The sequence below is a fragment of the Pseudomonas sp. URMO17WK12:I7 genome, assembly GCF_003269045.1.
GTDB classification, from domain to species: domain Bacteria; phylum Pseudomonadota; class Gammaproteobacteria; order Pseudomonadales; family Pseudomonadaceae; genus Aquipseudomonas; species Aquipseudomonas putida_J.
The window spans coordinates 76,256-99,097 of record NZ_QLTL01000007.1 but is presented as its reverse complement, the minus strand read 5'-3'; the positions used below and the strand labels follow the sequence as shown (position 1 = coordinate 99,097).

At 63.5% G+C, this 22,842-nt stretch carries 21 protein-coding genes; 12 read left to right on the top strand and 9 right to left on the bottom strand.

Annotated features, from left to right (window positions below; translation table 11 throughout):
- Nucleotides 1-765 (bottom strand): TOBE domain-containing protein, encoded by a 765-nt coding sequence (locus H040_RS11375; RefSeq protein WP_027917507.1) that lies wholly within the window; start codon nucleotides 763-765, stop codon nucleotides 1-3.
- A gap of 26 nt (nucleotides 766-791) precedes the next feature.
- Nucleotides 792-1,529: a ComF family protein gene (locus H040_RS11370; RefSeq protein ID WP_033696005.1), complete on the bottom strand. Its 738-nt coding sequence runs from the start codon at nucleotides 1,527-1,529 to the stop codon at nucleotides 792-794.
- An 89-nt stretch (nucleotides 1,530-1,618) separates the two neighbouring features.
- Between H040_RS11370 and bioB the strand changes: the two genes are divergently transcribed.
- The 10 genes from bioB (at nucleotide 1,619) to H040_RS11320 (ending at nucleotide 14,710) form a co-directional block, all read left to right on the top strand.
- On the top strand, nucleotides 1,619-2,677 hold the full coding sequence (bioB, locus tag H040_RS11365; protein ID WP_027917505.1) for a biotin synthase BioB: 1,059 nt from the start codon (nucleotides 1,619-1,621) through the stop codon (nucleotides 2,675-2,677).
- A 1-nt stretch (nucleotide 2,678) separates the two neighbouring features.
- Nucleotides 2,679-3,851 (top strand): 8-amino-7-oxononanoate synthase, encoded by a 1,173-nt coding sequence (gene bioF / locus H040_RS11360; protein WP_027917504.1) that lies wholly within the window; start codon nucleotides 2,679-2,681, stop codon nucleotides 3,849-3,851.
- Nucleotides 3,844-4,575, top strand: coding sequence for an alpha/beta fold hydrolase (locus tag H040_RS11355; RefSeq protein ID WP_027917503.1), 732 nt, complete (start codon nucleotides 3,844-3,846; stop codon nucleotides 4,573-4,575). Before bioF ends, H040_RS11355 begins: the two co-directional genes overlap by 8 nt.
- Nucleotides 4,568-5,386: a malonyl-ACP O-methyltransferase BioC gene (gene bioC / locus H040_RS11350; RefSeq protein WP_027917502.1), complete on the top strand. Its 819-nt coding sequence runs from the start codon at nucleotides 4,568-4,570 to the stop codon at nucleotides 5,384-5,386. The genes H040_RS11355 and bioC overlap by 8 nt, the downstream gene beginning before the upstream one ends.
- Before the next feature lie 10 nt (nucleotides 5,387-5,396).
- Complete coding sequence (gene bioD / locus H040_RS11345) at nucleotides 5,397-6,077, top strand: dethiobiotin synthase (protein ID WP_027917501.1); 681 nt, start codon at nucleotides 5,397-5,399, stop codon at nucleotides 6,075-6,077.
- A 124-nt stretch (nucleotides 6,078-6,201) separates the two neighbouring features.
- Nucleotides 6,202-6,498, top strand: a complete 297-nt coding sequence (locus H040_RS11340; RefSeq protein WP_027917500.1) for a hypothetical protein — start codon at nucleotides 6,202-6,204, stop codon at nucleotides 6,496-6,498.
- A 298-nt stretch (nucleotides 6,499-6,796) separates the two neighbouring features.
- The gene (locus H040_RS11335; RefSeq protein ID WP_027917499.1) at nucleotides 6,797-8,602 is read left to right on the top strand and encodes a phenylacyl-CoA dehydrogenase; all 1,806 of its coding nucleotides are present in this window, start codon (nucleotides 6,797-6,799) and stop codon (nucleotides 8,600-8,602) included.
- Between the two features lie 495 nt (nucleotides 8,603-9,097).
- Complete coding sequence (locus H040_RS11330) at nucleotides 9,098-11,239, top strand: cytochrome-c peroxidase (protein WP_027917498.1); 2,142 nt, start codon at nucleotides 9,098-9,100, stop codon at nucleotides 11,237-11,239.
- Nucleotides 11,240-11,513: 274 nt separating this feature from the next.
- A complete protein-coding gene (locus tag H040_RS11325) occupies nucleotides 11,514-12,797 on the top strand; it encodes a GGDEF domain-containing protein (RefSeq protein ID WP_027917497.1) in 1,284 nt (427 codons plus the stop codon).
- A gap of 134 nt (nucleotides 12,798-12,931) precedes the next feature.
- Nucleotides 12,932-14,710, top strand: a complete 1,779-nt coding sequence (locus H040_RS11320) for an acyl-CoA dehydrogenase C-terminal domain-containing protein (RefSeq protein WP_027917496.1) — start codon at nucleotides 12,932-12,934, stop codon at nucleotides 14,708-14,710.
- A 291-nt stretch (nucleotides 14,711-15,001) separates the two neighbouring features.
- Here H040_RS11320 and H040_RS11315 read toward each other — a convergent pair whose 3' ends face one another.
- Nucleotides 15,002-15,925 carry a LysR family transcriptional regulator gene (locus H040_RS11315; protein ID WP_027917495.1) on the bottom strand — a complete coding sequence of 308 codons (924 nt, stop codon included), beginning with the start codon at nucleotides 15,923-15,925 and terminating at the stop codon, nucleotides 15,002-15,004.
- A gap of 212 nt (nucleotides 15,926-16,137) precedes the next feature.
- Between H040_RS11315 and H040_RS11310 the strand changes: the two genes are divergently transcribed.
- Both H040_RS11310 and H040_RS11305 read left to right on the top strand, forming a co-directional pair.
- Nucleotides 16,138-17,418, top strand: a complete 1,281-nt coding sequence (locus H040_RS11310; protein WP_027917494.1) for an aspartate aminotransferase family protein — start codon at nucleotides 16,138-16,140, stop codon at nucleotides 17,416-17,418.
- 139 nt (nucleotides 17,419-17,557) lie between these two features.
- Nucleotides 17,558-17,716 carry a YqaE/Pmp3 family membrane protein gene (locus tag H040_RS11305; protein WP_033696002.1) on the top strand — a complete coding sequence of 53 codons (159 nt, stop codon included), beginning with the start codon at nucleotides 17,558-17,560 and terminating at the stop codon, nucleotides 17,714-17,716.
- Between the two features lie 108 nt (nucleotides 17,717-17,824).
- Here H040_RS11305 and H040_RS11300 read toward each other — a convergent pair whose 3' ends face one another.
- The 6 genes from H040_RS11300 to pqqA form a co-directional block, all read right to left on the bottom strand.
- The gene (locus tag H040_RS11300; protein WP_027917493.1) at nucleotides 17,825-19,648 is read right to left on the bottom strand and encodes a S9 family peptidase; all 1,824 of its coding nucleotides are present in this window, start codon (nucleotides 19,646-19,648) and stop codon (nucleotides 17,825-17,827) included.
- On the bottom strand, nucleotides 19,614-20,762 hold the full coding sequence (pqqE, locus tag H040_RS11295; protein WP_027917492.1) for a pyrroloquinoline quinone biosynthesis protein PqqE: 1,149 nt from the start codon (nucleotides 20,760-20,762) through the stop codon (nucleotides 19,614-19,616). Before pqqE ends, H040_RS11300 begins: the two co-directional genes overlap by 35 nt.
- The gene (pqqD, locus tag H040_RS11290; RefSeq protein ID WP_027917491.1) at nucleotides 20,734-21,009 is read right to left on the bottom strand and encodes a pyrroloquinoline quinone biosynthesis peptide chaperone PqqD; all 276 of its coding nucleotides are present in this window, start codon (nucleotides 21,007-21,009) and stop codon (nucleotides 20,734-20,736) included. Before pqqD ends, pqqE begins: the two co-directional genes overlap by 29 nt.
- The gene (gene pqqC, locus H040_RS11285) at nucleotides 21,006-21,743 is read right to left on the bottom strand and encodes a pyrroloquinoline-quinone synthase PqqC (protein WP_177326674.1); all 738 of its coding nucleotides are present in this window, start codon (nucleotides 21,741-21,743) and stop codon (nucleotides 21,006-21,008) included. Before pqqC ends, pqqD begins: the two co-directional genes overlap by 4 nt.
- A gap of 27 nt (nucleotides 21,744-21,770) precedes the next feature.
- Complete coding sequence (gene pqqB, locus H040_RS11280; RefSeq protein WP_027917489.1) at nucleotides 21,771-22,682, bottom strand: pyrroloquinoline quinone biosynthesis protein PqqB; 912 nt, start codon at nucleotides 22,680-22,682, stop codon at nucleotides 21,771-21,773.
- An 81-nt stretch (nucleotides 22,683-22,763) separates the two neighbouring features.
- The gene (gene pqqA / locus H040_RS11275) at nucleotides 22,764-22,835 is read right to left on the bottom strand and encodes a pyrroloquinoline quinone precursor peptide PqqA (RefSeq protein ID WP_003243383.1); all 72 of its coding nucleotides are present in this window, start codon (nucleotides 22,833-22,835) and stop codon (nucleotides 22,764-22,766) included.
- Between the last annotated feature and the right edge of the window lie 7 nt (nucleotides 22,836-22,842).

The following is a 22,842-nucleotide window of genomic DNA, read 5'->3' as shown; positions in this document are numbered from 1 at the left end:
CTACACCGGTACCCCCAGCAGCACATAGGACGGATGGAACTGCACCTTCACGTTGCTTCCTTCCTTGACCGACTGCTCGACCAACCAAGCGGCCTCGGCAATCGCACACAACGTCTGCCCATTGCCCAGTGCCAACCGTACCTCGCTTTCGCCCTGTGCATCTTCCAGCACCTCCACCACAGTGGCATTGAGCACGTTGCTTCCCGCGTCGGCTTCATCCTCCGCGCCCAGCAGCTGCACCCAACCGGCCTTGAGCAGCGCCATCACTGTGGTTCCCAGGGTCAGCTCCAGCCGTGCCGTGCTGTCATGGGTAATCAGCGCATCGATCTCCAGCCCGCCGCCCAGCGCCAGGTTGACCCGATCATGCCGGCCCTCCCTGCGTAGCCCACTGACTTGCCCCTGCAACTGATTGCGCGCACTGGTGCGCAGCATCAGGCGGCCAAGCAGGTCGAGGTCACTGGACTCCTCCGCGGCTTCGAGAATCTGTGCCTGCAGTGCCTGTAGTTTCTGGTACAGGCGCAGCACCCGCTCACCCTCTGGCGAAAGCCTCGCGCCACCACCGCCACGCCCCCCCGTGCTGCGCTCGACCAGTGGCTGGCTGGCCAGGTTGTTGAGTTCATCGATCGCATCCCAGGCAGCCTTGTAGCTGATGCCGGCAGCCTTGGCCGCGCGGGTGATCGAGCCTTGCTCGGCGATGTGCTGGAGCAGGGCGATGCGCTGCGGGCGGCGGGCGATGTGCTGGGTGAGCAGGGTGGGCAGTGACATGGTGGCGCCTATCTGGAACTGACCCGTCAAGCTTGCCCCGGTTTTGCCGTGCGTGCCAGGCAATACACATCGATCCTGCGTGCTCCGGCCTGGCGCAACAGCTGTGCGGTGGCCTGCGCGGTGGCCCCGGTGGTCAGTACGTCGTCGACCACCGCGACGTGTTTGCCCTCGAGCGATGCCTCACCGGCAAGCGCGAATGCCTGGTGCAGGTTGCGACGGCGTGCCCGGGCATCCAGGTGTTGTTGAGCCGGCGTCTCGCGTGTGCGCAGCAGCAACCGCTCATTGCATTCGATAACCAACGCTTTCGACAGCCAGCGCCCTAGCATGCCGGCCTGGTTGAAGCCGCGTTTGCGCAGTCGACGCCGAGCCAGTGGTACAGGCAACAGCAGGTCTGGCTTGGGTAGGCCCTCCTGAAAGCGATGACTCAGGTTCAGGCTCAATATTTCGGCCATCAGCCGGCCAAGCGGCCATTGGCTGTTGTGCTTGAAGCGGCTGATCAGCGTGTCCAGCGGAAACCCAAAGTGCCAGGGCGCAATGACCTGATCAAAGGCCGGCGGGCGGCGGCTGCACTGGGCACAGGTCAGGCCGGCCATCGCCAGGGGCAGGGCGCAGCGCAGGCAATGCTCTTCGTTCCAGGGCAGTTCCTGCTCGCAGGCAACACACAGCGGGTAGCGTTGCTCGGCGGGTTCGTTGCACAGCAAGCAGGAGTGGTTAATATTCGTACACTTGTAAACCAGTGCTTTTAACCAAGGTTGACAGTTCATAGGCCTTCCATGACTATGCGAGCTATCCGTGATGCGCTGGCGGGCACTCCTGCCTCGGCGCCAGTTACAGCCTAAACAAGGAAACGCCGATGAGCGCCAGCACAACTGCAACAACACGTCACGACTGGTCCCTGCCCGAGGTCAAGGCACTGTTCCAGCAGCCTTTCAATGACCTGCTGTTCCAGGCGCAGACCGTGCACCGCGCGCACTTCGACCCGAACCGCGTCCAGGTTTCGACGCTGCTGTCGATCAAGACCGGCGCTTGCCCGGAAGACTGCAAATACTGTCCGCAGTCCGGCCACTACAACACCGGGCTGGAAAAACAGAAGCTGATGGAAGTGCAGAAGGTGCTCGAGGAAGCCGCGCGGGCCAAAGCCATCGGCTCCACGCGCTTCTGCATGGGGGCGGCCTGGAAGCACCCGTCGGCCAAGGACATGCCCTACGTGCTGGAGATGGTCAAAGGCGTGAAGGCCATGGGCCTGGAAACCTGCATGACCCTCGGCAAGCTCGACCAGGAGCAGACCGCGGCCCTGGCCCAGGCTGGGCTGGACTACTACAACCACAACCTCGATACCTCGCCAGAGTTCTACGGCAGCATCATCACCACCCGCACCTACAGCGAGCGCCTGCAGACCCTGGCCTACGTGCGCGATGCCGGGATGAAGATCTGCTCCGGCGGTATTCTCGGCATGGGCGAGTCGCTGGATGACCGCGCCGGCCTGTTGATCCAGCTGGCCAACCTGCCCGAGCACCCAGAGTCGGTGCCGATCAACATGCTGGTCAAGGTAGCCGGCACCCCACTGGCCGAGGAAGAAGATGTCGACCCGTTCGACTTCATCCGCATGCTGGCGGTCGCCCGTATCCTCATGCCCCAGTCGCACGTGCGCCTGTCCGCCGGCCGCGAGCAGATGAACGAGCAGATGCAGGCATTGGCCTTCATGGCGGGCGCCAACTCGATCTTCTATGGCGAGAAGCTGTTGACCACCGCCAACCCGCAGGCCGACAAGGACATGCAGCTGTTTGCCCGCCTGGGCATCAAGCCTGAAGCGCGCGAAGAGCATGCCGACGAAGTGCACCAGGCGGCCATCGAGCAGGCCCTGGTCGAGCAACGCAGCAGCGAGCTGTTTTATAACGCAGCCATGGCCTGATATGGCCTTCGACCTGGCGGCGCGCCTGGCCGAACGGCGCGCCGCAGACCTTTATCGGCAGCGGCCATTGCTGGAAAGCCCACAGGGGCCTGAGGTAGTGGTCGACGGCCAGCGCTTGCTGGCCTTCTGCAGCAATGACTACCTGGGGCTTGCGAACCACCCTGAAGTGATCGCCGCCTGGCAGGCGGGCGCCGAACGCTGGGGTGTCGGTGGCGGCGCCTCGCACCTGGTGATCGGCCATAGCTCGCCGCACCATGCCGTCGAAGAAGCGTTGGCCGAACTGACCGGCCGCCCGCGTGCGCTGCTGTTTTCCACAGGCTACATGGCCAACCTTGGCGCCATCACCGCTCTGGTCGGGCAGGGCGACACGGTGCTGCAGGACCGCTTGAACCATGCGTCGCTGCTCGACGGCGGGTTGCTCAGCGGTGCCCGTTTCAGCCGCTACCTGCACAACGACGCTGCCAGCCTCGCCAACCGCCTGGGCAAAGCCACCGGCAACACGCTGGTGGTCACCGACGGCGTGTTCAGCATGGACGGCGACCTCGCCGACCTGCCGGCGCTGGCCGGCGTCGCCCGTGCCCGTGGTGCCTGGCTCATGGTCGACGACGCCCATGGTCTGGGTACCTTGGGTACGCAAGGCGGCGGCATCGTCGAGCACTTCGGCTTGGGCATCGAGGATGTACCGGTACTGATCGGTACGTTGGGCAAGGCCTGTGGCACCGCAGGTGCGTTTGTCGCCGGCAGCGAAGAGCTGATCGAAGCCCTGGTGCAGTTCGCTCGGCCGTATATCTACACCACCAGCCAGCCCCCGGCGCTGGCCTGCGCCACGCTCAAGAGCCTGGAACTGCTGCGCCGCGAAACCTGGCGCCGCGAGCACCTGGCTGCGCTGATCCGCCAGTTCCGCCAGGGCGCCGAGCAAATGGGCCTGCAACTGATGGACAGCCCGACGCCGATCCAGCCGATCCTGATCGGCGACAGTGCCCAGGCCCTTAAATTGTCGCGCATGCTGCGCGAACGCGGCCTGCTGGTGACCGCCATTCGCCCGCCTACCGTGCCTGCCGGCAGTGCGCGCCTGCGGGTAACCCTGAGCGCCGCGCACAGTGAGGCGCAGGTACAGCTATTGTTGAATGCATTGGGCGAGTGTTATCCACAGCTGGAGGCCGCCGATGCGTAACCGTTTGATCCTTCTTCCTGGCTGGGGGCTGGGCACTGCCGCCCTCGAGCCGCTGGCCGCCAGCCTGCGGGCTCAGGACGCGCGCCTGCAGGTCGAGCTGATGCCACTGCCGGAACTGGCCGAAGCCGATGTGCAGGCGTGGGTGGACTACCTCGACCGCAAATTGCCCAGCGATACCTGGCTGGGTGGCTGGTCTTTAGGTGGCATGCTCGCCAGCGAGCTGGCGCGCAAGCGCGGCGACCATTGCTGCGGCTTGCTGACCCTGGGCAGCAACCCCAGTTTCGTGGCCCGCCCCGATTGGCCCCACGGTATGGCCGGCGACACCTTCGGCACCTTCCTCGATGGTTGCCGCAGCCATACCTCGGTGACCCTCAAGCGCTTCCGCACGCTGTGCAGCGAGGGCGCCCTGCAACCTCGCACGCTGCTGCGGCAACTGGGTGTCGGTGTGCCAGACACCGACCCGCTGTACCTGGCTACTGGCCTTGAAGTGCTGGCCGGGCTCGATACCCGTGAAGCCCTGCAAGCCTATGCCGGCCCGCAGTTGCACCTGTTCGCCGGCAGCGATGCGTTGGTGCCGGCTGAAGCGGCCAAAGCCTTGAGCGAGCTGCTGCCCGATGTGGAAGTCGGCCTGGTCGAAGACAGTTCCCACGCCTTCTTGCTGGAGTATCCGCAGGAGCTGGCGGCGGGCATCAAGAGTTTCCTGCATGAGAGTGGCGATGACTGACCTTTCCCGTCCAACCCTGCCCGGTACGTTGCCGGACAAGCGCCAGGTGGCTGCCTCGTTCTCCCGTGCGGCGGCCAGCTACGACAGCGTCGCGGCCCTGCAGCGTGCAGTAGGGGTGAGCCTGCTGGACCAGCTGCCGGACGGCCTGACGCCGGCACGTTGGCTGGACTTGGGCAGTGGCACCGGGCATTTCAGCCGAGTGCTCGGCGAACGCTTCGAACAGGCAACCGGTGTGGCGGTGGATATCGCCGAAGGCATGTTGCGTCACGCCCGTGGCAAGCGCGGCGGGGCGCACTACCATGTTGCCGGTGATGCCGAGCGCCTGCCGCTGGGGGATGCCTGTGTCGACCTGGTGTTCAGCAGCCTGGCGGTGCAGTGGTGCGGTCAGTTCGCCCGTGTCCTCGATGAAGCCCGGCGGGTACTGCGCCCAGGTGGCGTGCTGGCCTTCAGCAGCCTGTGCGTTGGTACACTCGATGAGTTGCGCGCCAGCTGGCAGGCGGTTGATGGCATGGTGCATGTCAATCGCTTCCGCAGGTTCGAAGACTACCAGCGCCTGTGTGCCGCCAGTGGCTTCGCCCAGGTCAGCCTGCAGCGCCAGGCCCACGTGCTGCACTACCCCGATGTGCGTAGCCTGACCCATGAACTCAAGGCCCTCGGTGCCCACAACCTCAACCCTGGGCGACCTTCAGGGCTGACCGGCCGGGCGCGCATGCAAGGCCTGTTGCAGGCCTATGAAGCGTTTCGCCAGCCCCAGGGGCTGCCAGCCACCTATCAAGTGGTCTATGGTGTGTTGCGCAAGCCACAGGCATGAGAGGAGCAACATGAGCCAGGCCTATTTCATCGCCGGGACCGATACCGATGTCGGCAAGACCACCATCGCCGCCGGGCTGCTGCATGCGGCGCGGTTGCAAGGGCTGAGTACCTTGGGCGCGAAGCCGGTGGCTTCGGGTTGCACAGTGACGCCCAAAGGCCTGCGCAACAGCGATGCCCAGGCGCTGATCGACGAGAGTTCGATCAAGCTCGCTTATGAAGAGGTCAACCCGTTTGCCTTCGAGCCGGCCATTGCGCCGCATGTGGCTGCCCGGGAGGCGGGTGTTGCCCTGGAGGTCACTGAATTGTCCAGGGCCATGCGCCATGTGCTGGACCAAGGGGCCGACTTCACCCTGGTCGAAGGGGCGGGCGGTTGGCGAGTGCCATTGTCCGACCATGCCAACCTTTCGGACCTGGCGATTGCCCTTGAGCTGCCGGTAATTCTGGTGGTCGGGGTGCGCCTTGGCTGCATCAACCATGCGCTGCTCAGTGCCGAAGCGATTGCCCGGGATGGGCTGCAACTGGCGGGCTGGGTGGCGAATATCATCGAGCCCAGAACCTCCCGGCTGGAGGAAAACCTGGCCAGCCTGGCAGAGCGTTTACCAGCGCCGTGCCTGGGGCGAGTGCCAAAGCTCAAGCAGGCAACTGCGGATGCGGTGGCGGAACACTTGCAGCTCGACTTGCTGGATTGAGCGCTGGCAGAAATGCCCGTGGGCTATCAGATAGCACCGAGCCATTAGGGATTTAAACGGGCCTTTTCGTGCCTGGCCTGCTTTAATTGGCCGTGTTCATATCCAGCGTCATTGGAGTTCTGACATGGAAATCACCGGCAGCACTGCGTATTACGCGGGCCTCAACGCCATCTACAACGGCCAGGATCGTGTCGATCAGGCCGCCGGCCAGATTGCCAATGCGTCGGTCGAGCGTTCTGCCACCAGCCAGTCCAGCGACTTCCAGGCCGAGCGCCTGCGTGGGGTCGACCGCAGCCAGCAGATGGACCTGGCAACCAGCACCGTGCAATTGGCCCTGGGCAAGACCGAGGTTGAACTTGGTGCAAAGGTGGCCAAGGCGTCCGACGAAATGCTTGGGCGCTTCATCGATACCTACGCCTGATTCTTGCCTCCCCCCGCTATCCCTGTGGGAGCGGGTTTACCCGCGAATGCGTCCGCCCAGACATCTCTGTTTTCTGGGCTGGCCCTTTCGCGGGTAAACCCGCTCCCACAGTCATTTCTGCCTGCGATTTCATGCGTTGGCATAAATGCCATCTTTCGCGGCGTAAATGGAACCATAGTCCCTCCTTGACATCGGACGGTGCTAAACGTAAGTTTCAAACAACTGTTTGACCGAAAGCCGACAAGAGCTGGTCGGTACCAGCGGTCCCCTACCGAACTCATCACAGAGGTTCATCGCAATGCCTGATTACAAAGCCCCCTTGCGTGATATCCGTTTCGTCCGCGACGAGCTGCTCGGCTACGAGGCGCATTATCAGAGCCTGCCGGGTTGCCAGGACGCAACGCCCGACATGGTCGACGCGATCCTGGAAGAAGGCGCGAAGTTCTGTGAGCAGGTGCTGTCGCCGCTGAACCGTGTCGGTGACCAGGAAGGCTGCACCTGGAGCGAGTCGGGTGTGAAGACCCCGACCGGTTTCAAGGCGGCCTACGAGCAGTTCGTGGAAGGCGGCTGGCCAAGCCTGGCGCATGATGTCGAGCACGGCGGCCAGGGCCTGCCGGAGTCGCTGGGCCTGGCCCTGAGCGAAATGGTCGGCGGTTCGAACTGGTCGTGGGGTATGTACCCAGGCCTGTCCCATGGCGCGATGAACACCATCTCCGCACACGGTACCGCCGAGCAGCAGCACACCTACCTGACCAAGCTGGTATCCGGCGAGTGGACCGGCACCATGTGCCTGACCGAGCCACATTGCGGTACTGACCTGGGCATGCTGCGCACCAAGGCCGAACCACAGGCCGACGGCAGCTACAAAGTGTCTGGCACCAAGATTTTCATCTCGGCCGGCGAACACGATATGGCCGATAACATCGTCCACATCGTGCTGGCGCGCCTGCCGGACGCTCCGGCGGGCACCAAAGGTATCTCGCTGTTCATCGTGCCGAAGTTCCTGCCCAACGCCGAAGGCGGTGTGGGTGAGCGCAACGGCGTGAGCTGTGGTTCCATCGAACACAAGATGGGCATCCACGGCAACGCCACTTGCGTGATGAACTTCGACAGCGCCACCGGCTACCTGATCGGCCCGGCCAACAAGGGCCTGAACTGCATGTTCACCTTCATGAACACCGCACGCCTGGGTACCGCGCTGCAAGGCCTGGCCCACGCCGAAGTGGCGTTCCAGGGCGGCCTGAAGTATGCCCGCGACCGCCTGCAGATGCGTTCCCTGACCGGCCCGAAAGCACCGGACAAAGCCGCTGACCCGATCATTGTCCACCCGGACGTGCGTCGCATGTTGCTGACCATGAAGGCCTTCGCCGAAGGCAACCGTGCGATGGTGTACTTCACCGCCAAGCAGGTCGACATCGTCAAGTACAGCCAGGACGAGGAAGCGCGCAAGAATGCCGACGCACTGCTGGCCTTCCTGACCCCGATCGCCAAGGCGTTCATGACCGAAGTCGGCTTCGAGGCCGCCAACCACGGTGTGCAGATCTATGGCGGCCACGGCTTCATCGCCGAGTGGGGCATGGAGCAGAACGTGCGCGACAGCCGTATCTCCATGCTGTACGAAGGCACCACCGGCATCCAGGCACTCGACCTGCTCGGTCGCAAGGTACTGATGACCCAGGGCGAAGCGCTCAAGGGCTTCACCAAGATCGTGCACAAGTTCTGCCAGGCGCAGGAGGGCAATGACGCGGTCAAGGAGTTCGTCGAGCCATTGGCAGCGCTGAACAAGGAGTGGGGCGAGCTGACCATGAAAGTGGGCATGGCCGCGATGAAGGACCGTGAAGAAGTGGGGGCCGCCTCGGTGGATTACCTGATGTATTCCGGTTACGCGTGCCTGGCCTACTTCTGGGCTGACATTGCACGCCTGGCTGCTGAAAAGCTGGCTGCCGGCACCAGCGAAGAGGCCTTCTACACCGCCAAGCTGCAGACCGCGCGCTTCTACTTCCAGCGCATCTTGCCGCGTACGCGCACCCATGTGGCCACCATGCTGTCGGGTGCCAACAACCTGATGGACATGAAAGAGGAAGACTTCTCGCTGGGTTACTAAGCCTGGTTGAGTTGCCAAGTAAAAAGCCGCTCCCCAGGGAGCGGTTTTTTTATTCTCGTTCTAATTCCACACGGGTTGAGTAACTTCTTTACTTGGTAACTGGCAAAACGGCAATAGCTTGCGCAGCGCAGCGTTAATGCGCGTGTATTTGTTCTTGTCGACTTTGGTCGGCCGAGTTCCAAGGGCCCCACTCATCAAGTTTGAGCAAATACATTGCCAACTTTTACTCGGCGGCGCTCAGGCCATTTACTGCGGGGGTTTGCGCGGTTCGCCAGCAGGCTGATGGGGAATGGCCCCCATAAGTGGGGGATAAGTTAACACCGGAACTGAGGAACGTTGGGGGTCAGCATTTATTGGCATGACGCCCTAAGTAAACTGATATAAAAAATAGTGAATGTTTCCCGTCGACATACTTTGTTACAGCTATCGTGGCATTAAGCGCACTCAGTGGCGTGAACGATCAGTCTGTAAACCTGAGCCGTCGGGAAGTCCATCATGGTCAAGTATCTTGGTAACTTGCGAGTCCCCCATCTGGCCTGTGCGGCAGCGATGACCCTCTGCGCTGCCGGCTTGCCTTTCATGAGCGTTCGGGCCGCGGACCCGGCCGAGCCCGCGCCGGTCGTGCCGGATGTGCCCAGCCTGCAGTCACTGCGTGGCATGACGCCGCCGGACCCTTCAGGTACCGAGGGGGGGCGCAAGGTCGACCTGATGTCCGATTATGTGATCAATCGTGGGGCGGTGGTGCTGTTGGGCAAGGCCCTGTTCTGGGACATGGCGGTCGGCAGCGATGGCGCCACCGCCTGCGCGTCATGCCACTACCACGCGGGTGTCGATCATCGGATCACCAACCAGATCAACCCCGGCCAGGCCAATACCAATGCCAATGTCGCGTCGATCTTCAACAAGCCGTTCACGGCCGCCGATATTCCCGGCGACGTGCCGAGCTACGCGATGCGCTCCGCAGGCAAGGGCGGACCGAACTACACGCTGAAAAAAGGCGACTTCCCGACCCACGTGCTGGCCAACCCCCTGGATCGCAACTCAGCGATCGTCTATTCCAGCGATGACGTCATTGGCTCACAAGGTGTGTTCGACGCAAACTTCGTCAAACCCCGTCAATCGCGCTTCGACAAGTGCACCCAGCAACCGGACGGTATTTTCCAGGTGGGCGGCATCAACGTGCGCCGCGCCACCGGGCGCAATGCGCCGTCGGTGATCAATGCTGCATTCAACGTGCGCAACTTCTGGGATGGCCGGGCCAACAACGTGTTCAACGGCCTGTCGCCGTTCGGTAACCGCGACCCTGACGCGGGGATCTTCGTCACCAAGGATGCCAGCGGCGTGGCAGTCAAGGTACGCCTGGCCCTCAAGGATGCCTCGGCAGCCTCGCAAGCCGTCGGCCCACCCGGCAGTGCGGTGGAAATGTCCTGTGGCGGGCGCACCTTCGCCGACATTGGCCGGCGCATGCTCGACACCATGATGCTCAAGGGGCAGAAGATCTCGCCCACCGACTCGGTACTCGGGCCGGTCTCCAGCGCCCGCCGGCCGACCTACCGCGAACTGATCAGGAACGCCTTCCAGCCACGCCTGTGGAATGCCACGCAACAGGTCTTGCTGGGCGGCGAACCCTACAGTCAGATGGAGGCCAACTTCCCGCTGTTCTTCGGCCTGGCAATTCAGATGTATGAGTCCACGCTGATCTCCGACCAGGCGCCGTTGGATGCCTATCTGCAGGGCGATCACACCGCCATGAATGCGCAGCAGGTGCAAGGCATGCAACTGTTCCTGGGCAAGGGCAAGTGCGTTGCCTGCCATGGTGGTGCGGAGTTGACCAACGCCGGGAGCCGGCTGCTGTTCCAGCCGCGTGAGCGCATCGAGCGCATGGTCATGGCCGACGGCCTGACCACGCTCTATGACAATGGCTTCTACAACACCGGTGTACGCCCGACCTCGGAAGACCTGGCGCTGGGAGGTTCGGACGCCTGGGGCAATCCGTTGTCCTTCACCCGCCAGTACAACACCCAACTTCAAGGCGGGAATATCCCTGACCCTCTGGATGTCGATGTGTGCACCTTCGAGGCACCGCTGAGCGCAGCGGTCCCCTGCGACCCGACACTCAAGCCCAGTGTCGGCTTCCGCGACTCGGTCGATGGCGCCTTCAAGACGCCTACCCTGCGTAACATCGCGCTGACCGGGCCGTACTTCCACAATGGCAGCCGGGCAACGCTGCAACAGGTGATGGAGTTCTACAACCGTGGTGGCGACCGGCGTGGCGAAGATGCAAGCAACACCAGCGGCTTCGAACACCCGGCAGTCAATCAGCACAACGGCTCCAACCTTGACCCAGACATGACCCCGCTGAACCTGACCCCGGATGAGGTAGAGGCACTGGTCAAGTTCATGGAGGTCGGCTTGACCGATCCGCGCGTTGCCTGGGAACGGGCACCGTTCGATCACCCGTCATTGATACTGCCACAGGGTGAGAAGGGGGATGAAAACTCGGTCGGTCAAAAACCGGCCAGTGCACAGACCACTTCGCGGCAAGCGCAAGACGCCGAATTCCAGCTCAATGCCGTCGGTGCTTCAGGTCGCTCCACGCTGCAAGGACCGCTGCAGCCATTCAACAACGACCTGTAGCGGGGCTGTGTGGTGCCCTGTAGGAGCGGCCTTGCGTCGCGAAAGGGCCGCATGGCTGCCCCTCGATTTCGGCGTCGATCAGGGAACGCAGGGGCTGCTAAGCAGCCCTTTCGCGACACAAGGCCGCTCCTACACCGATCGTGCAGTTACAAGAAAAGCTCAAGCCCTCCACCCTCGCTGCCGTTAACCCACCGGTGTACTCATCTATTCACGTGTGCTGCCGATGAAGTAAAGGCACAATGCTATTATTGATCTGCCGGGTCGGAGATTGCCCTTGTTTCGTCTAAATGCTGTTCGCGCGAGCCATTTCCTGCCTTCGCTGTTTCTGTTGCTGGCTGGGCTTGCGGCGGCTTACGTAAGAGACCTCAGCGTCTTCTTCACGTCACTGTTCAACGTCCTCCCCACGCTGGTCTTGCTGCTGGGTGGTGCCTACTGCGCTGTCTACCGCCGCCAGCGTGAGCTGTTCCTGATGGTCACGGTGTACATCGCCTACTTCCTGCTCGACACGCAGACCGATTACTACCGCGACAACGGCCGTGTGCGTGAGGATGCGGCAGTGATCTTCCACCTGGTGTGCCTGCTGCTGCCCGCCCTGTATGGGTTGTTCGGCGCATGGCAGGAACGCACTCACCTGGCCCAGGACCTGCTGGCCCGCTTCGCCGTGTTGTTTGCCGTCGGCAGTGTGGCGGTGGCCCTGGAGCAAAGCTTCCCCGAGGCGCTGCTGGGCTGGCTGGCAGAGATTCGTTGGCCTTCGCTGCATGGCCAGTGGATGAGCCTGATCCAGATGGTTTACCCGGTGTTCTTCGGGGTGTTCGCCCTGCTGGTGGTGCAATACCTGCGCGAGCCTCGGCCTTTGCATGCGGCGCAGCTGATTGGCCTGGTCGGCATCTTCTGGATGTTGCCCAAGACCTTCATCCTGCCGTTCACCCTGAACATCATGTGCAGCCAGGTGATGCTGATGATCGCCGCTGCGGTATCGCACGAGGCCTATCAGATGGCCTTCCGTGACGAGCTTACCGGGCTGCCTGGGCGCCGTGCGTTGAACGAGCGCATGCAGCGCCTGGGGCGCAACTACGTGATCGCCATGACCGACGTAGACCATTTCAAGAAATTCAACGATACCCACGGCCACGATGTCGGCGACCAGGTGTTGCGCCTGGTCGCCAGCCGGTTGTCCAAGGTCACTGGCGGTGGCCGTGCCTATCGCTACGGCGGTGAAGAGTTTGCCCTGGTGTTCGCCGGCAAGACTGCCGAAGAGTGCGTGCCGCATGTGGAAGCCGTACGCGAGATGATCGCCAACTACACCATGCACCTGCGTGACCAGAACAGCCGCCCGCAGGACGATACCGCCGGGCGCCAGCGCCGCAGCGGCAGCGCCAGCGGTACGGTATCGGTGACCATCAGCATTGGCGTGGCAGAGCGCCAAATCGACCATCGCAACCCGGAACAAGTGCTCAAGTCCGCCGACCAGGCGCTTTACAGCGCCAAGAGCGCCGGGCGCAACTGTGTCATGGTCTATGGGCAACAATCCCAGCGCGGGGCAGTGCGGATGGCGTGACCAGGATTGACCATATGGTCGCGTGATGACCCTATGTCTCGCAAAAGTTGTTCGGTTACACTGGTTTCAACGCCGGGTTTCAACCCGTGCCGTGGCCCGTGAGGCCGCCCCGACCCGACCAGCGAGAGGTTGTCATGGCTGACTATAAAGCGCCCCTGCGCGACATGCGCTTCGTACTGAATGAAGTCTTCAACGTGGCCGAGCTGTGGGCGCAACTGCCCGAACTGGCCGAGGCGGTCGACGCGCAAACCGCCATGGCCGTACTGGAAGAAGCCGGCAAGGTCACCAGCAAGAGCATTGCCCCGCTCAGCCGCGCTGCCGATGAAGAAGGCTGCCACTGGGACAACGGTGCCGTGCGTACGCCCGCCGGTTTCATCGAGGCCTACAACACCTACGCCGAAGGCGGTTGGGTGGGCGTGGGCGGTGACCCGCAATTTGGCGGCATGGGCATGCCCAAGGCCGTATCGGCCCAGGTCGAGGAAATGGTCAACGCCTCCAGCCTGGCCTTCGGCCTGTACCCGATGCTGACCGCCGGCGCCTGCCTGTCGATCAATGCCCATGCCAGTGAAGCGCTGAAGGAAAAGTACCTGCCGAACATGTACGCCGGCGTCTGGGCCGGCTCCATGTGCCTGACCGAGCCGCATGCGGGTACCGACCTGGGCATCATTCGCACCAAGGCCGAGCCCCAGGCCGATGGCAGCTACAAAGTCAGCGGCACCAAGATCTTCATTACCGGCGGCGAGCACGACCTGACTGAGAATATCATCCACCTGGTGCTGGCAAAGCTGCCCGACGCGCCGGCGGGGCCCAAAGGCATCTCGCTGTTCCTGGTGCCGAAATACCTGGTGAATGAAGATGGCAGCCTCGGCGCGCGCAACCCGGCCACTTGTGGCTCGATCGAGCACAAGATGGGCATCCAGGCTTCGGCTACCTGCGTGATGAACTTCGACGAGGCGGTCGGCTATATCGTCGGCGAGCCGAACAAAGGCCTGGCGGCCATGTTCACCATGATGAACTACGAGCGCCTGGGCGTGGGTATCCAGGGCCTGGCGTCGGCCGAGCGCTCCTACCAGAACGCTGTGGAATACGCCCGTGACCGCCTGCAGAGCCGCGCACCGACCGGGCCGCAGGCCAAGGACAAGGCCGCTGACCCGATCATCGTCCACCCTGATGTGCGGCGCATGCTGCTGACCATGAAGGCGCTGATCGAGGGCGGTCGTGCCTTCTCCACCTATGTGGCGATGCAACTCGATAGCGCCAAGTACAGCGAAGACCCGGCTACGCGCAAACGCAGCGAAGAGCTGGTGGCGCTGCTGACGCCGGTGGCCAAGGCGTTCCTTACTGATCTTGGCCTCGAGTGCACAGTGCACGGCCAGCAGGTATTTGGTGGCCATGGCTACATTCGCGAGTGGGGCCAGGAACAACTGGTGCGCGATGTGCGTATCACCCAGATCTACGAAGGCACCAACGGCATCCAGGCGCTGGACCTCATGGGCCGCAAGGTGGTGGCCAGCGGTGGCGCGTACTACAGGCTGTTCTCTGACGAGATTCGCCAGTTCATTGCCAGTGCGGGCGATGAGCTCAAGGAGTTTGCCGGCCCGCTGGGCGTCTCACTGGATCAGCTCGACGGGCTGACCGAGTGGGTGCTGGAGCAGGCCAAGGGCAATCCGAATGAAATCGGCGCCGCGTCGGTCGAGTACCTGCATGCCTTTGGCTATGTAGCCTATGCCTACATGTGGGCGTTGATGGCACGTGCGGCCAAGGCGGGTGAGGGCGATGAGGCGTTCTATTCGGCCAAGCTGGGCACGGCGCGGTTCTACTTCGCGCGCTTGCTGCCGCGGGTGAATTCGCTGGTGGCCTCGGTGAAGGCGGGCAGTGAGTCGTTGTACTTGCTGCATGCCGAGCAGTTCTGACCGATTGCGTGGGGCCCATTCGCGGCGTTACCCGCGAATGGGCTCAAGCCGATGTATCTGGGAATGACTACTTCTTGTAAGCCTTTTCCTACATGACGTGGTGACTTTTCGCCACTGGTGTCAGATTGGATCCACGGTTAATCTTTCTACATGGACGTTGCGCAGGAAGTGCAAAGGACAGAACAGGGACAACGAAGGATTTCCTGCCAGGATGGCGGGGCGATAGGGATGTCACAGGGAAACAGTCTAGAGAACCCCGCTTCGGCGGGGTTTTCTTTGTCTGCGTGTTTTTCAGCCAAGCACATCCAGCGGCGAGGCGCCCAGTTGCCGGGTGTCGGTCTCTTCCTCCAGCAACGTGCGCAGCAGCTCCACCGACGCCTGCTGACGCTGTGCATCACGGAACACCAGGCCAACCTTTAGCGGCACGCGCGGCTCGCTCAGTGGCTTCCACAGCAAGCCCTGCTCATCCTCGGCGGCATCCTTGGCCCGCCCTGGCAGGATGGTCGCAAGCGCCGTGTGCGCCAGGCTGTCGAGGATCCCCGCCATGTTGTTCATCTCGGCCTGCACCTGCGGCCTGCGGCCTTGGGCGGCGAGCTGTTCCTTCCAGATCTGGCGGATCTGGAATTCCTCACCGAGCATCAGCATGGGTAATTCGGCGGCCTGCTTGATGGAGACCTTCTTGAAGTCCTTGAGGGGGTGGGTATCCGGGATGACAACCTGCAACTCGTCTTCGTACAGAAGTGAGCCGTGCAGCCCTGGCTGACGGGGTGGCAGGTAGCTGATGCCAATGTCCAGGTTGCCGTTGAGCAACCGCCGTTCGATCTCCAGCCCAGACAGTTCGTAGATCTGCACCACCAGATGCGGCTGTGCCTTGCGCACCCGCTCCAGCAACTGTGGCACCAGGCTTGGCCGCACGGTCTGCAGCACACCGATGGCCAGCGTGCGAAGTGAATGGCCCTTGAAATTGCGCATGGCCTCATGGGCCCGTTGCAGGCCATCCAGCAGCGGCAGCGCATGGTTGTACAAGGTGTGAGCGGCCAGGGTCGGCAGCAGGCGCTTGTTGCTGCGCTCGAACAGGCTGAGGTCAAGGCTGTGCTCAAGCTGGCGAATCTGTTGCGACAGCGCCGGTTGCGACAGTGAAAGGCGTTCGGCAGCACGGCCGACATGGCCCTCTTCGTACACCGCGACGAAATAACGCAGTTGGCGAAAATCCATAAGTAACACTTATCGAAAAAGCTGGGAAAACGAAATGGCCGAAAACACGGGCGACGCCTAGTCTATCGCCGTATTCCAACGGGTTACAGCGATCATTCAGCTCATTGTTACCGCGTTTGAAAAACACTTTTGATAGGCAAGGCAGAATTATCCAGCGCCGGCAGCAAGACCGGACCCCTGGCCGCCCTTTACCGTGATTGGTTGGAGCCCCGATGAACCTGTTCAACCTGCGCCGTTCGGCCCCTGCCGCGGTTGCCGAGCCCAAGCGTGCGCCGGTGATCGTGGCGGATGCGCCGCAGTTGTCACGCGAGCGCCTGATGCCGAGCACCGAGCGTGCGGCGCAAGTGTTCGTGCGTGGTCAGGGCTCCTGGTTGTGGGATAACGAAGGGCATGCCTACCTGGACTTTACCCAGGGCGGCGCGGTGAACAGCCTCGGGCACAGCCCCACGGCGCTGGTCAAGGCATTGGGTAACCAGGCACAGGCGCTGATCAACCCAGGTGCGGGCTACCACAGCCATGGCCTGCTGGCGCTGGTCAATCGGTTGTGCCAGAGCACTGGCAGCGACCAGGCCTACCTGCTCAACAGCGGTGCCGAGGCCTGTGAAGGGGCGATCAAGCTGGCGCGCAAGTGGGGCCAGCTGCACCGTAACGGCGCCTACCACATCATCACCGCCAGCCAGGCCTGTCATGGCCGCAGCCTGGGTGCGCTGTCGGCCTCTGACCCGCTGCCGTGCAACCGCTGCGAACCGGGCCTGCCGGGGTTCAGCAAGGTGCCGTTCAACGACCTGGCGGCGCTGCACGCCGAGGTCGATTCGCGCACGGTGGCGATCATGCTCGAACCGGTACAGGGCGAGGCGGGTGTGATCCCGGCTACACGCGAGTACCTGCAAGGGGTGGAACAGCTCTGCCGGGAGCTGGGCATCCTGCTGATTCTCGACGAAGTGCAGACTGGCATTGGCCGTTGTGGAGCCTTGCTGGCAGAGCAGACCTACGGCGTGCGCGCCGACATCATCACCCTGGGCAAGGGCCTGGGCGGCGGTGTGCCACTGGCCGCGTTGCTGGCTCGCGGGACGGCCTGCTGTGCCGAGCCGGGTGAGCTGGAGGGCAGCCATCACGGCAATGCGCTGATGAGCGCTGCCGGTCTGGCCGTGCTGGAGACCGTGCTGGAGCCGGGCTTCTTCGAACAGGTGCAGGACAGTGGTCGTCACCTGCGCGATGGCTTGAGCCGCCTGGCTGGCCGCTACGGTCAGGGGGAAGTGCGTGGCCAGGGCCTGCTTTGGGCCCTGCAACTGCAGGAGAACCTGGCAAAAGAACTGGTCGAGGCCGCCCTGCACGAAGGCTTGCTGCTGAATGCGCCACAACCCGATGTGGTGCGCTTCTCGCCGGCGCTGACGGTGAGCAAGGGCAACATCGATGAAATGCTCCTGCGCCTGGCCCGGGCCTTTGCCCGCCTGCACGCGCAGCAACAGGCCCGCCGCGAGATGCCGGCCTGATCAAGAATTCAACGAACCGTCTGGCGTTCCTGCGCATCGCCCCGTGCCTGTTTCATTTGGCCCGGGGCGTTTTTTTTGCCTGTGGAACCTCTGCGATGCGCGACTAGTCTCTGATGTAACCCCTTCAGGAGAGACCCGCATGGACTTCATTCGCATCATCATCGCTATCATCCTGCCGCCGCTGGGCGTGTTTCTGCAGGTGGGTTTTGCCGGGGCGTTCTGGCTGAATATTCTGCTGACCCTACTGGGCTACATCCCGGGGATCGTGCATGCGGTGTACATCATCGCCAAGCGCTGAGGATGCCGGGGCCGCAAGGCCGCTCCTACAACTGAACGCGACCCTGTAGGAGCGGCCTTGCCGGGGCGCCGGACCGGTCGGAAAGGGCCGCAAAGCGGCCCCAAGGTCTCAGCCCTGCAGCACCCGGCAGTAAAACCTCCACTCTTCCTCCAGCGCATGGGCCAGGTTCTCGGCTTTGCGCAGCCCATGCCGTTCCCCTGCATAGAAATGCCCTTCGGCCGCGATGCCATTGGCCTGCAACGCCTGCAGCATCGAGCGCGTCTGCTCCGGCACCACCACGGCATCCAGCTCGCCCTGGAAGAAGATCACCGGCACCTTGATCCGTGAGGCATGCAGCAGCGGTGTGCGCTGGCGGTAGCGTTCGGCATCCTGTTGCGGATCACCGATCAGCCAGTCCAGGTAGTCGCCTTCAAACTTGTGCGTGGCCCGGCCCAGGGCAACGGGGTCACTGACTCCGTAAAGGCTGGCGCCGGCGCGAAACACGTCGTGGAACGCCAGGGCGCACAACGTGGTGTAGCCACCGGCACTGCCACCGCGAATGAACGCCTTACCGGGGTCGATCAGCCCTTGCCCTGCCAGATGCTCGACCGCGGCGCAGGCATCCTGCACATCGCTTTCGCCCCAACGCAGGTGCAGCGCCTGGCGGTAGGCCCGGCCATAGCCGGTGCTGCCCCGGTAGTTCAGGTCGGCCACGGCGAAACCGCGCTGGGTCCAGAACTGGATACGCGGGTCGAGCACCGGGTAGCAGGCCGAGGTCGGGCCGCCGTGGATAAACACCAGTAAAGGCGCAGGGCCCTTGGAGCCGTGTGCCGGATAGAAAAAGCCATGGGCAAACGCGCCGCCGCTTTCGTAGTGGATCGATTGCGGCAGGCTGATCTGCCCTGCCGGCAGCACTTCGGCACCGCCGGCCAGCACGCTGACTGCGTGGTTGGCGCGGGCAATGGCGATCACCGCTGGTGGGCTGATTGGCGAGGCGGCGATGGCGTAGAGGTGTTTGGCGTCCATGGCCAGGTTGCGGAATCGGGTGTAAGCGCTGGCGAATCGCTCCAATCGGCCATTTTCATCATGCAGGCCCAACTGCCCGATACCGCCTTCGAACCAGGTGGCAAGATATTGTCGAGGGCTCACCGGCAGCCAAGTGCAGGTGCCCAGTTGCCAAGGCGCGGCGGCATGGTCGGCAGGCTTGGCCGGCAATGCTTGCCAGTGGCCGTCGACCTCGCCCCAGGGCTGCCAGAAGCCATTACGGTCAGACAGGCAATACAAGCGGCCCTCAGCGTCGAAACGCGGTTGTTGCAGCGATTCGTCTGCGGCGGCGATGGGCTGTGCGGGGCCCCAGTCGCCCTTGGCGTCGCGTTCGCGGCACATCAGCCGGGTCAGGGTCCAGGGCTGTGCCGGGCGGTCCCATTCGACCCACGCCAGGCGGTTGCCATCAGCGCTGACCGTTGGCGAGGCATAGAAGTCGGCACCTTCGGCGAGTACCTGGCGGGTGTTTTCACCCAATGCCACCAGGCGATGTTCGACGCCGTCGCCATGGCGCTCTTCAACCGCCAGCACCTTGCCGTGGTGCCACTGCAGATCGCCGTAGCGGCAGCCGGCCTCGGCGCTCAGGGGGCGTGGTGCAGAGCCTGCGAGGCTCTGGGTATAGACCTGCTGATCCTCTTCGTTGACGAACAGCAGCCCGTCGCCGCCCAGGCAGAAGCTGCCGCCACCGTATTCGTATACCCGGCTGCGCACGCTGAAGCCATCGGGCGTCAGGCAACGGGCCTGGTGGTCACGCCAATGCCAGATACGGCAGGCGCCATCGGCCGGGCGGAACTCGTTCCAGAACAGCCCCTCGGGGCTGACCTTGAGTTCGGCAAAGTCGGTGCCGGCGGCGACGGCCTGTGCGGCGCTGAAGTCAGCCGCGGACGATGACACGGGAGTTGCGCTCATTGCGGAAGGTCATCTCTTCGATGGCGAGCTGGGCGGTTTCCGCCTCCTCGCGGGCTTTGAGGATGATGCCGTGGTCGGCCGACTTGGCGCACACCGGGTCGGCATTGCTGGCATCGCCGGTGAGCATGAAGGCCTGGCAACGGCAGCCGCCGAAGTCCTTTTCCTTCTCGTCGCACGAACGGCACGGCTCGGGCATCCAGTCGTAACCGCGGAAGCGGTTGAAGCCGAACGAGTCGTACCAGATGTGGTGCAGGTCATGCTCGCGCACGTTGGGGAACTGCACCGGCAGCTGGCGCGCGCCGTGGCAGGGCAGGGCGGTGCCGTCCGGGGTGATGGTCAGGAACAGGCTGCCCCAGCCGTTCATGCAGGCCTTGGGGCGTTCTTCGTAGTAATCCGGGGTGACGAAGATCAGCTTGCACGGGTGGCCCTCGGCCTTGAGTTTTTCCCGGTACTCGTTGGTGATCCGCTCGGCACGTTCGAGTTGCGCGCGGGTCGGCAGCAGGCCCAGGCGGTTGAGGTGCGCCCAGCCGTAGAACTGGCAGGTGGCAAGCTCGACGAAGTCCGCCTCAAGGGCAATGCACAGCTCGATGATGCGGTCGATCTTGTCGATGTTGTGCCGATGGGTGACGAAGTTGAGCACCATCGGGTAACCGTGGGCCTTCACCGCACGGGCCATCTCCAGCTTCTGGGCAAAGGCCTTCTTCGAGCCGGCCAGCAGGTTGTTGACCTGCTCGTCACTGGCCTGGAAGCTGATCTGGATATGGTCCAGCCCGGCCTCCTTGAAGGCGGCGATGCGCGCTTCGGTCAGGCCGATGCCTGAGGTGATCAGGTTGGTGTAATAGCCCAGCCGGCGCGCCTCGCCGATCAGCTCGGCGAGGTCCTGGCGCACCAGCGGTTCACCACCGGAAAAACCGATCTGTGCGGCGCCCATCTCGCGGGCTTCGGCCATCACCTTGAACCACTGCGCGGTGCTCAGCTCCTGGCCCTGAGCGGCGAAGTCCAGCGGGTTGGAGCAGTACGGGCACTGCAGCGGGCAGCGGTAGGTCAGCTCGGCCAGCAGCCACAGCGGCAGGCCGACCGGCACCTCAGGCGAGGGTGATCCAGTGTTCGGCACGGGCCACCTCCATGAATTGCTCGATGTCGTCGGCGACTTCAGGCACACCAGGGAATTGCTGTTCAAGTTCGGCGATGATCGCCGCCACGTCGCGCTTGCCGTCGATCAGCCCGCCGATCAGGCCGGCGCTGTCGTTGAGCTTGATCATGCCCTCGGGGTACAGCAGCACATGCCCCTTCTGCGCCGGTTCATACTGGAAGCGGTAGCCAGGGCGCCAGTTCGGCACCTGGTTGCGTTCGAAGCTCATAGGGCGATCCCCTTGTGCCAGACCCGTTGCTGGGTGACGGAGTGGTAAGGCGGGCGGTTCAGCTCGTAGGCCATGCTCATGGCGTCGAGCATGCTCCAGAGAATATCCAGCTTGAACTGCAGGATTTCCAGCATACGCTCCTGGCCCGCGCGGGTGGTGTAGTGCTGGAGGGTGATCGCCAGACCGTGCTCCACGTCACGCCGGGCCTGGCCCAGGCGGGTGCGGAAGTACGCGTATCCGGCGGGGTCGATCCAGGGGTAGTGCTGCGGCCAGCTGTCCAGACGCGACTGGTGGATCTGCGGGGCGAACAGCTCGGTCAGCGAGCTGCTGGCCGCTTCCTGCCAGCTGGCGCGGCGGGCGAAGTTGACGTAGGCATCCACTGCAAAGCGCACACCGGGCAGCACCAGTTCCTGGGAGCGCAGCTGGTCGGGGTCGAGGCCGACTGCCTGGCCCAGGCGCAGCCAGGCTTCGATGCCGCCGTCCTCACCGGGCGCGCCGTCGTGGTCGAGCAGGCGCTGGATCCACTCGCGGCGTACTTCGCGGTCCGGGCAATTGGCCAGGATCGCGGCATCCTTCATCGGGATGTTGACCTGGTAGTAGAAGCGGTTGGCCACCCAGCCCTGGATCTGCTCGCGGCTGGCGCGGCCTTCGTACATCGCCACGTGGTACGGGTGGTGGATGTGGTAGTAGGCGCCTTTGGCGCGCAGGGCCTGCTCGAACTCGGCAGGGGACATTGGCAGTGCGTCGCTCACGGGGCCTCCTTACAACTCGATGCTCATGCCGTCGAAGGCGACTTCGACGCCACGGCGCTGGACTTCGGCGCGCTCGGGCGAGTCTTCGTCGAGGATCGGGTTGGTGTTGTTGATGTGGATAAGCACCTTGCGCTGGCGCGGGAAACCATCGAGCACCTCGAGCATGCCGCCGGGGCCGTTCTGCGCCAGGTGGCCCATCTCGCGGCCGGTACGGGTGCCGACACCACGGCGCTGCATTTCATCATTCTCCCACAGCGTGCCGTCGACCAGCAGGCAGTCGGCGCCGTGCATCATCTGCAGCAGCTGGTCGTCGACCTGGCCGAGGCCGGGGGCGTAGAACAGTTTGCCGCCGGTGCGGGTGTCCTCGACCAGCAGGCCGAGGTTGTCGCCCGGGTGTGGGTCGAAGCGGTGCGGCGAATAGGGGGGTGCGGCGCTGCGCAGAGGGAAGGGTGTGAACCTGAGGTTGGGACAGGCTTCGATGACGAAACTGCCTTCGAGCTCGATGCGGTTCCACTGCAGGCCGCCGTTCCAGTGGCTGAGCATGTTGAACAGCGGGAAGCCGGTGGTCAGGTCCTGGTGGACCATGTCGGTGCACCAGACCTGGTGCGGGCAGCCTTCGCGCAGGCTGAGCAGGCCGGTGGTGTGGTCGATCTGGCTGTCGAGCAGGACGATGGCGTTGATGCCGGTATCGCGCAACGCACGCGCAGGCTGCATCGGCGCAAAGGCCTGCAGCTGGGCGCGAATGTCGGGTGAGGCATTGCACAGGATCCAGTGCTCACCGTCGTCGGACAGGGCGATGGACGACTGGGTGCGTGCCGTGGCGCGCAGGCTGCCGTCGCGAAAGCCCTTGCAGTTGACGCAGTTGCAGTTCCACTGCGGGAAACCACCGCCGGCGGCGGAACCGAGAATCTGGATGTACATGGCCACTCCTTCTGCGAAAAAGCCGTATCCGAAAAACGACGACGCCCCGGCGGGCCGAGGCGTCATGCCGCAAAGCAGGGCTTAGCGGTTGGCGAAGTACATGGTCACTTCGAAGCCGATACGCAGGTCAGTGTATGCAGGTTTGGTCCACATGGGCGTT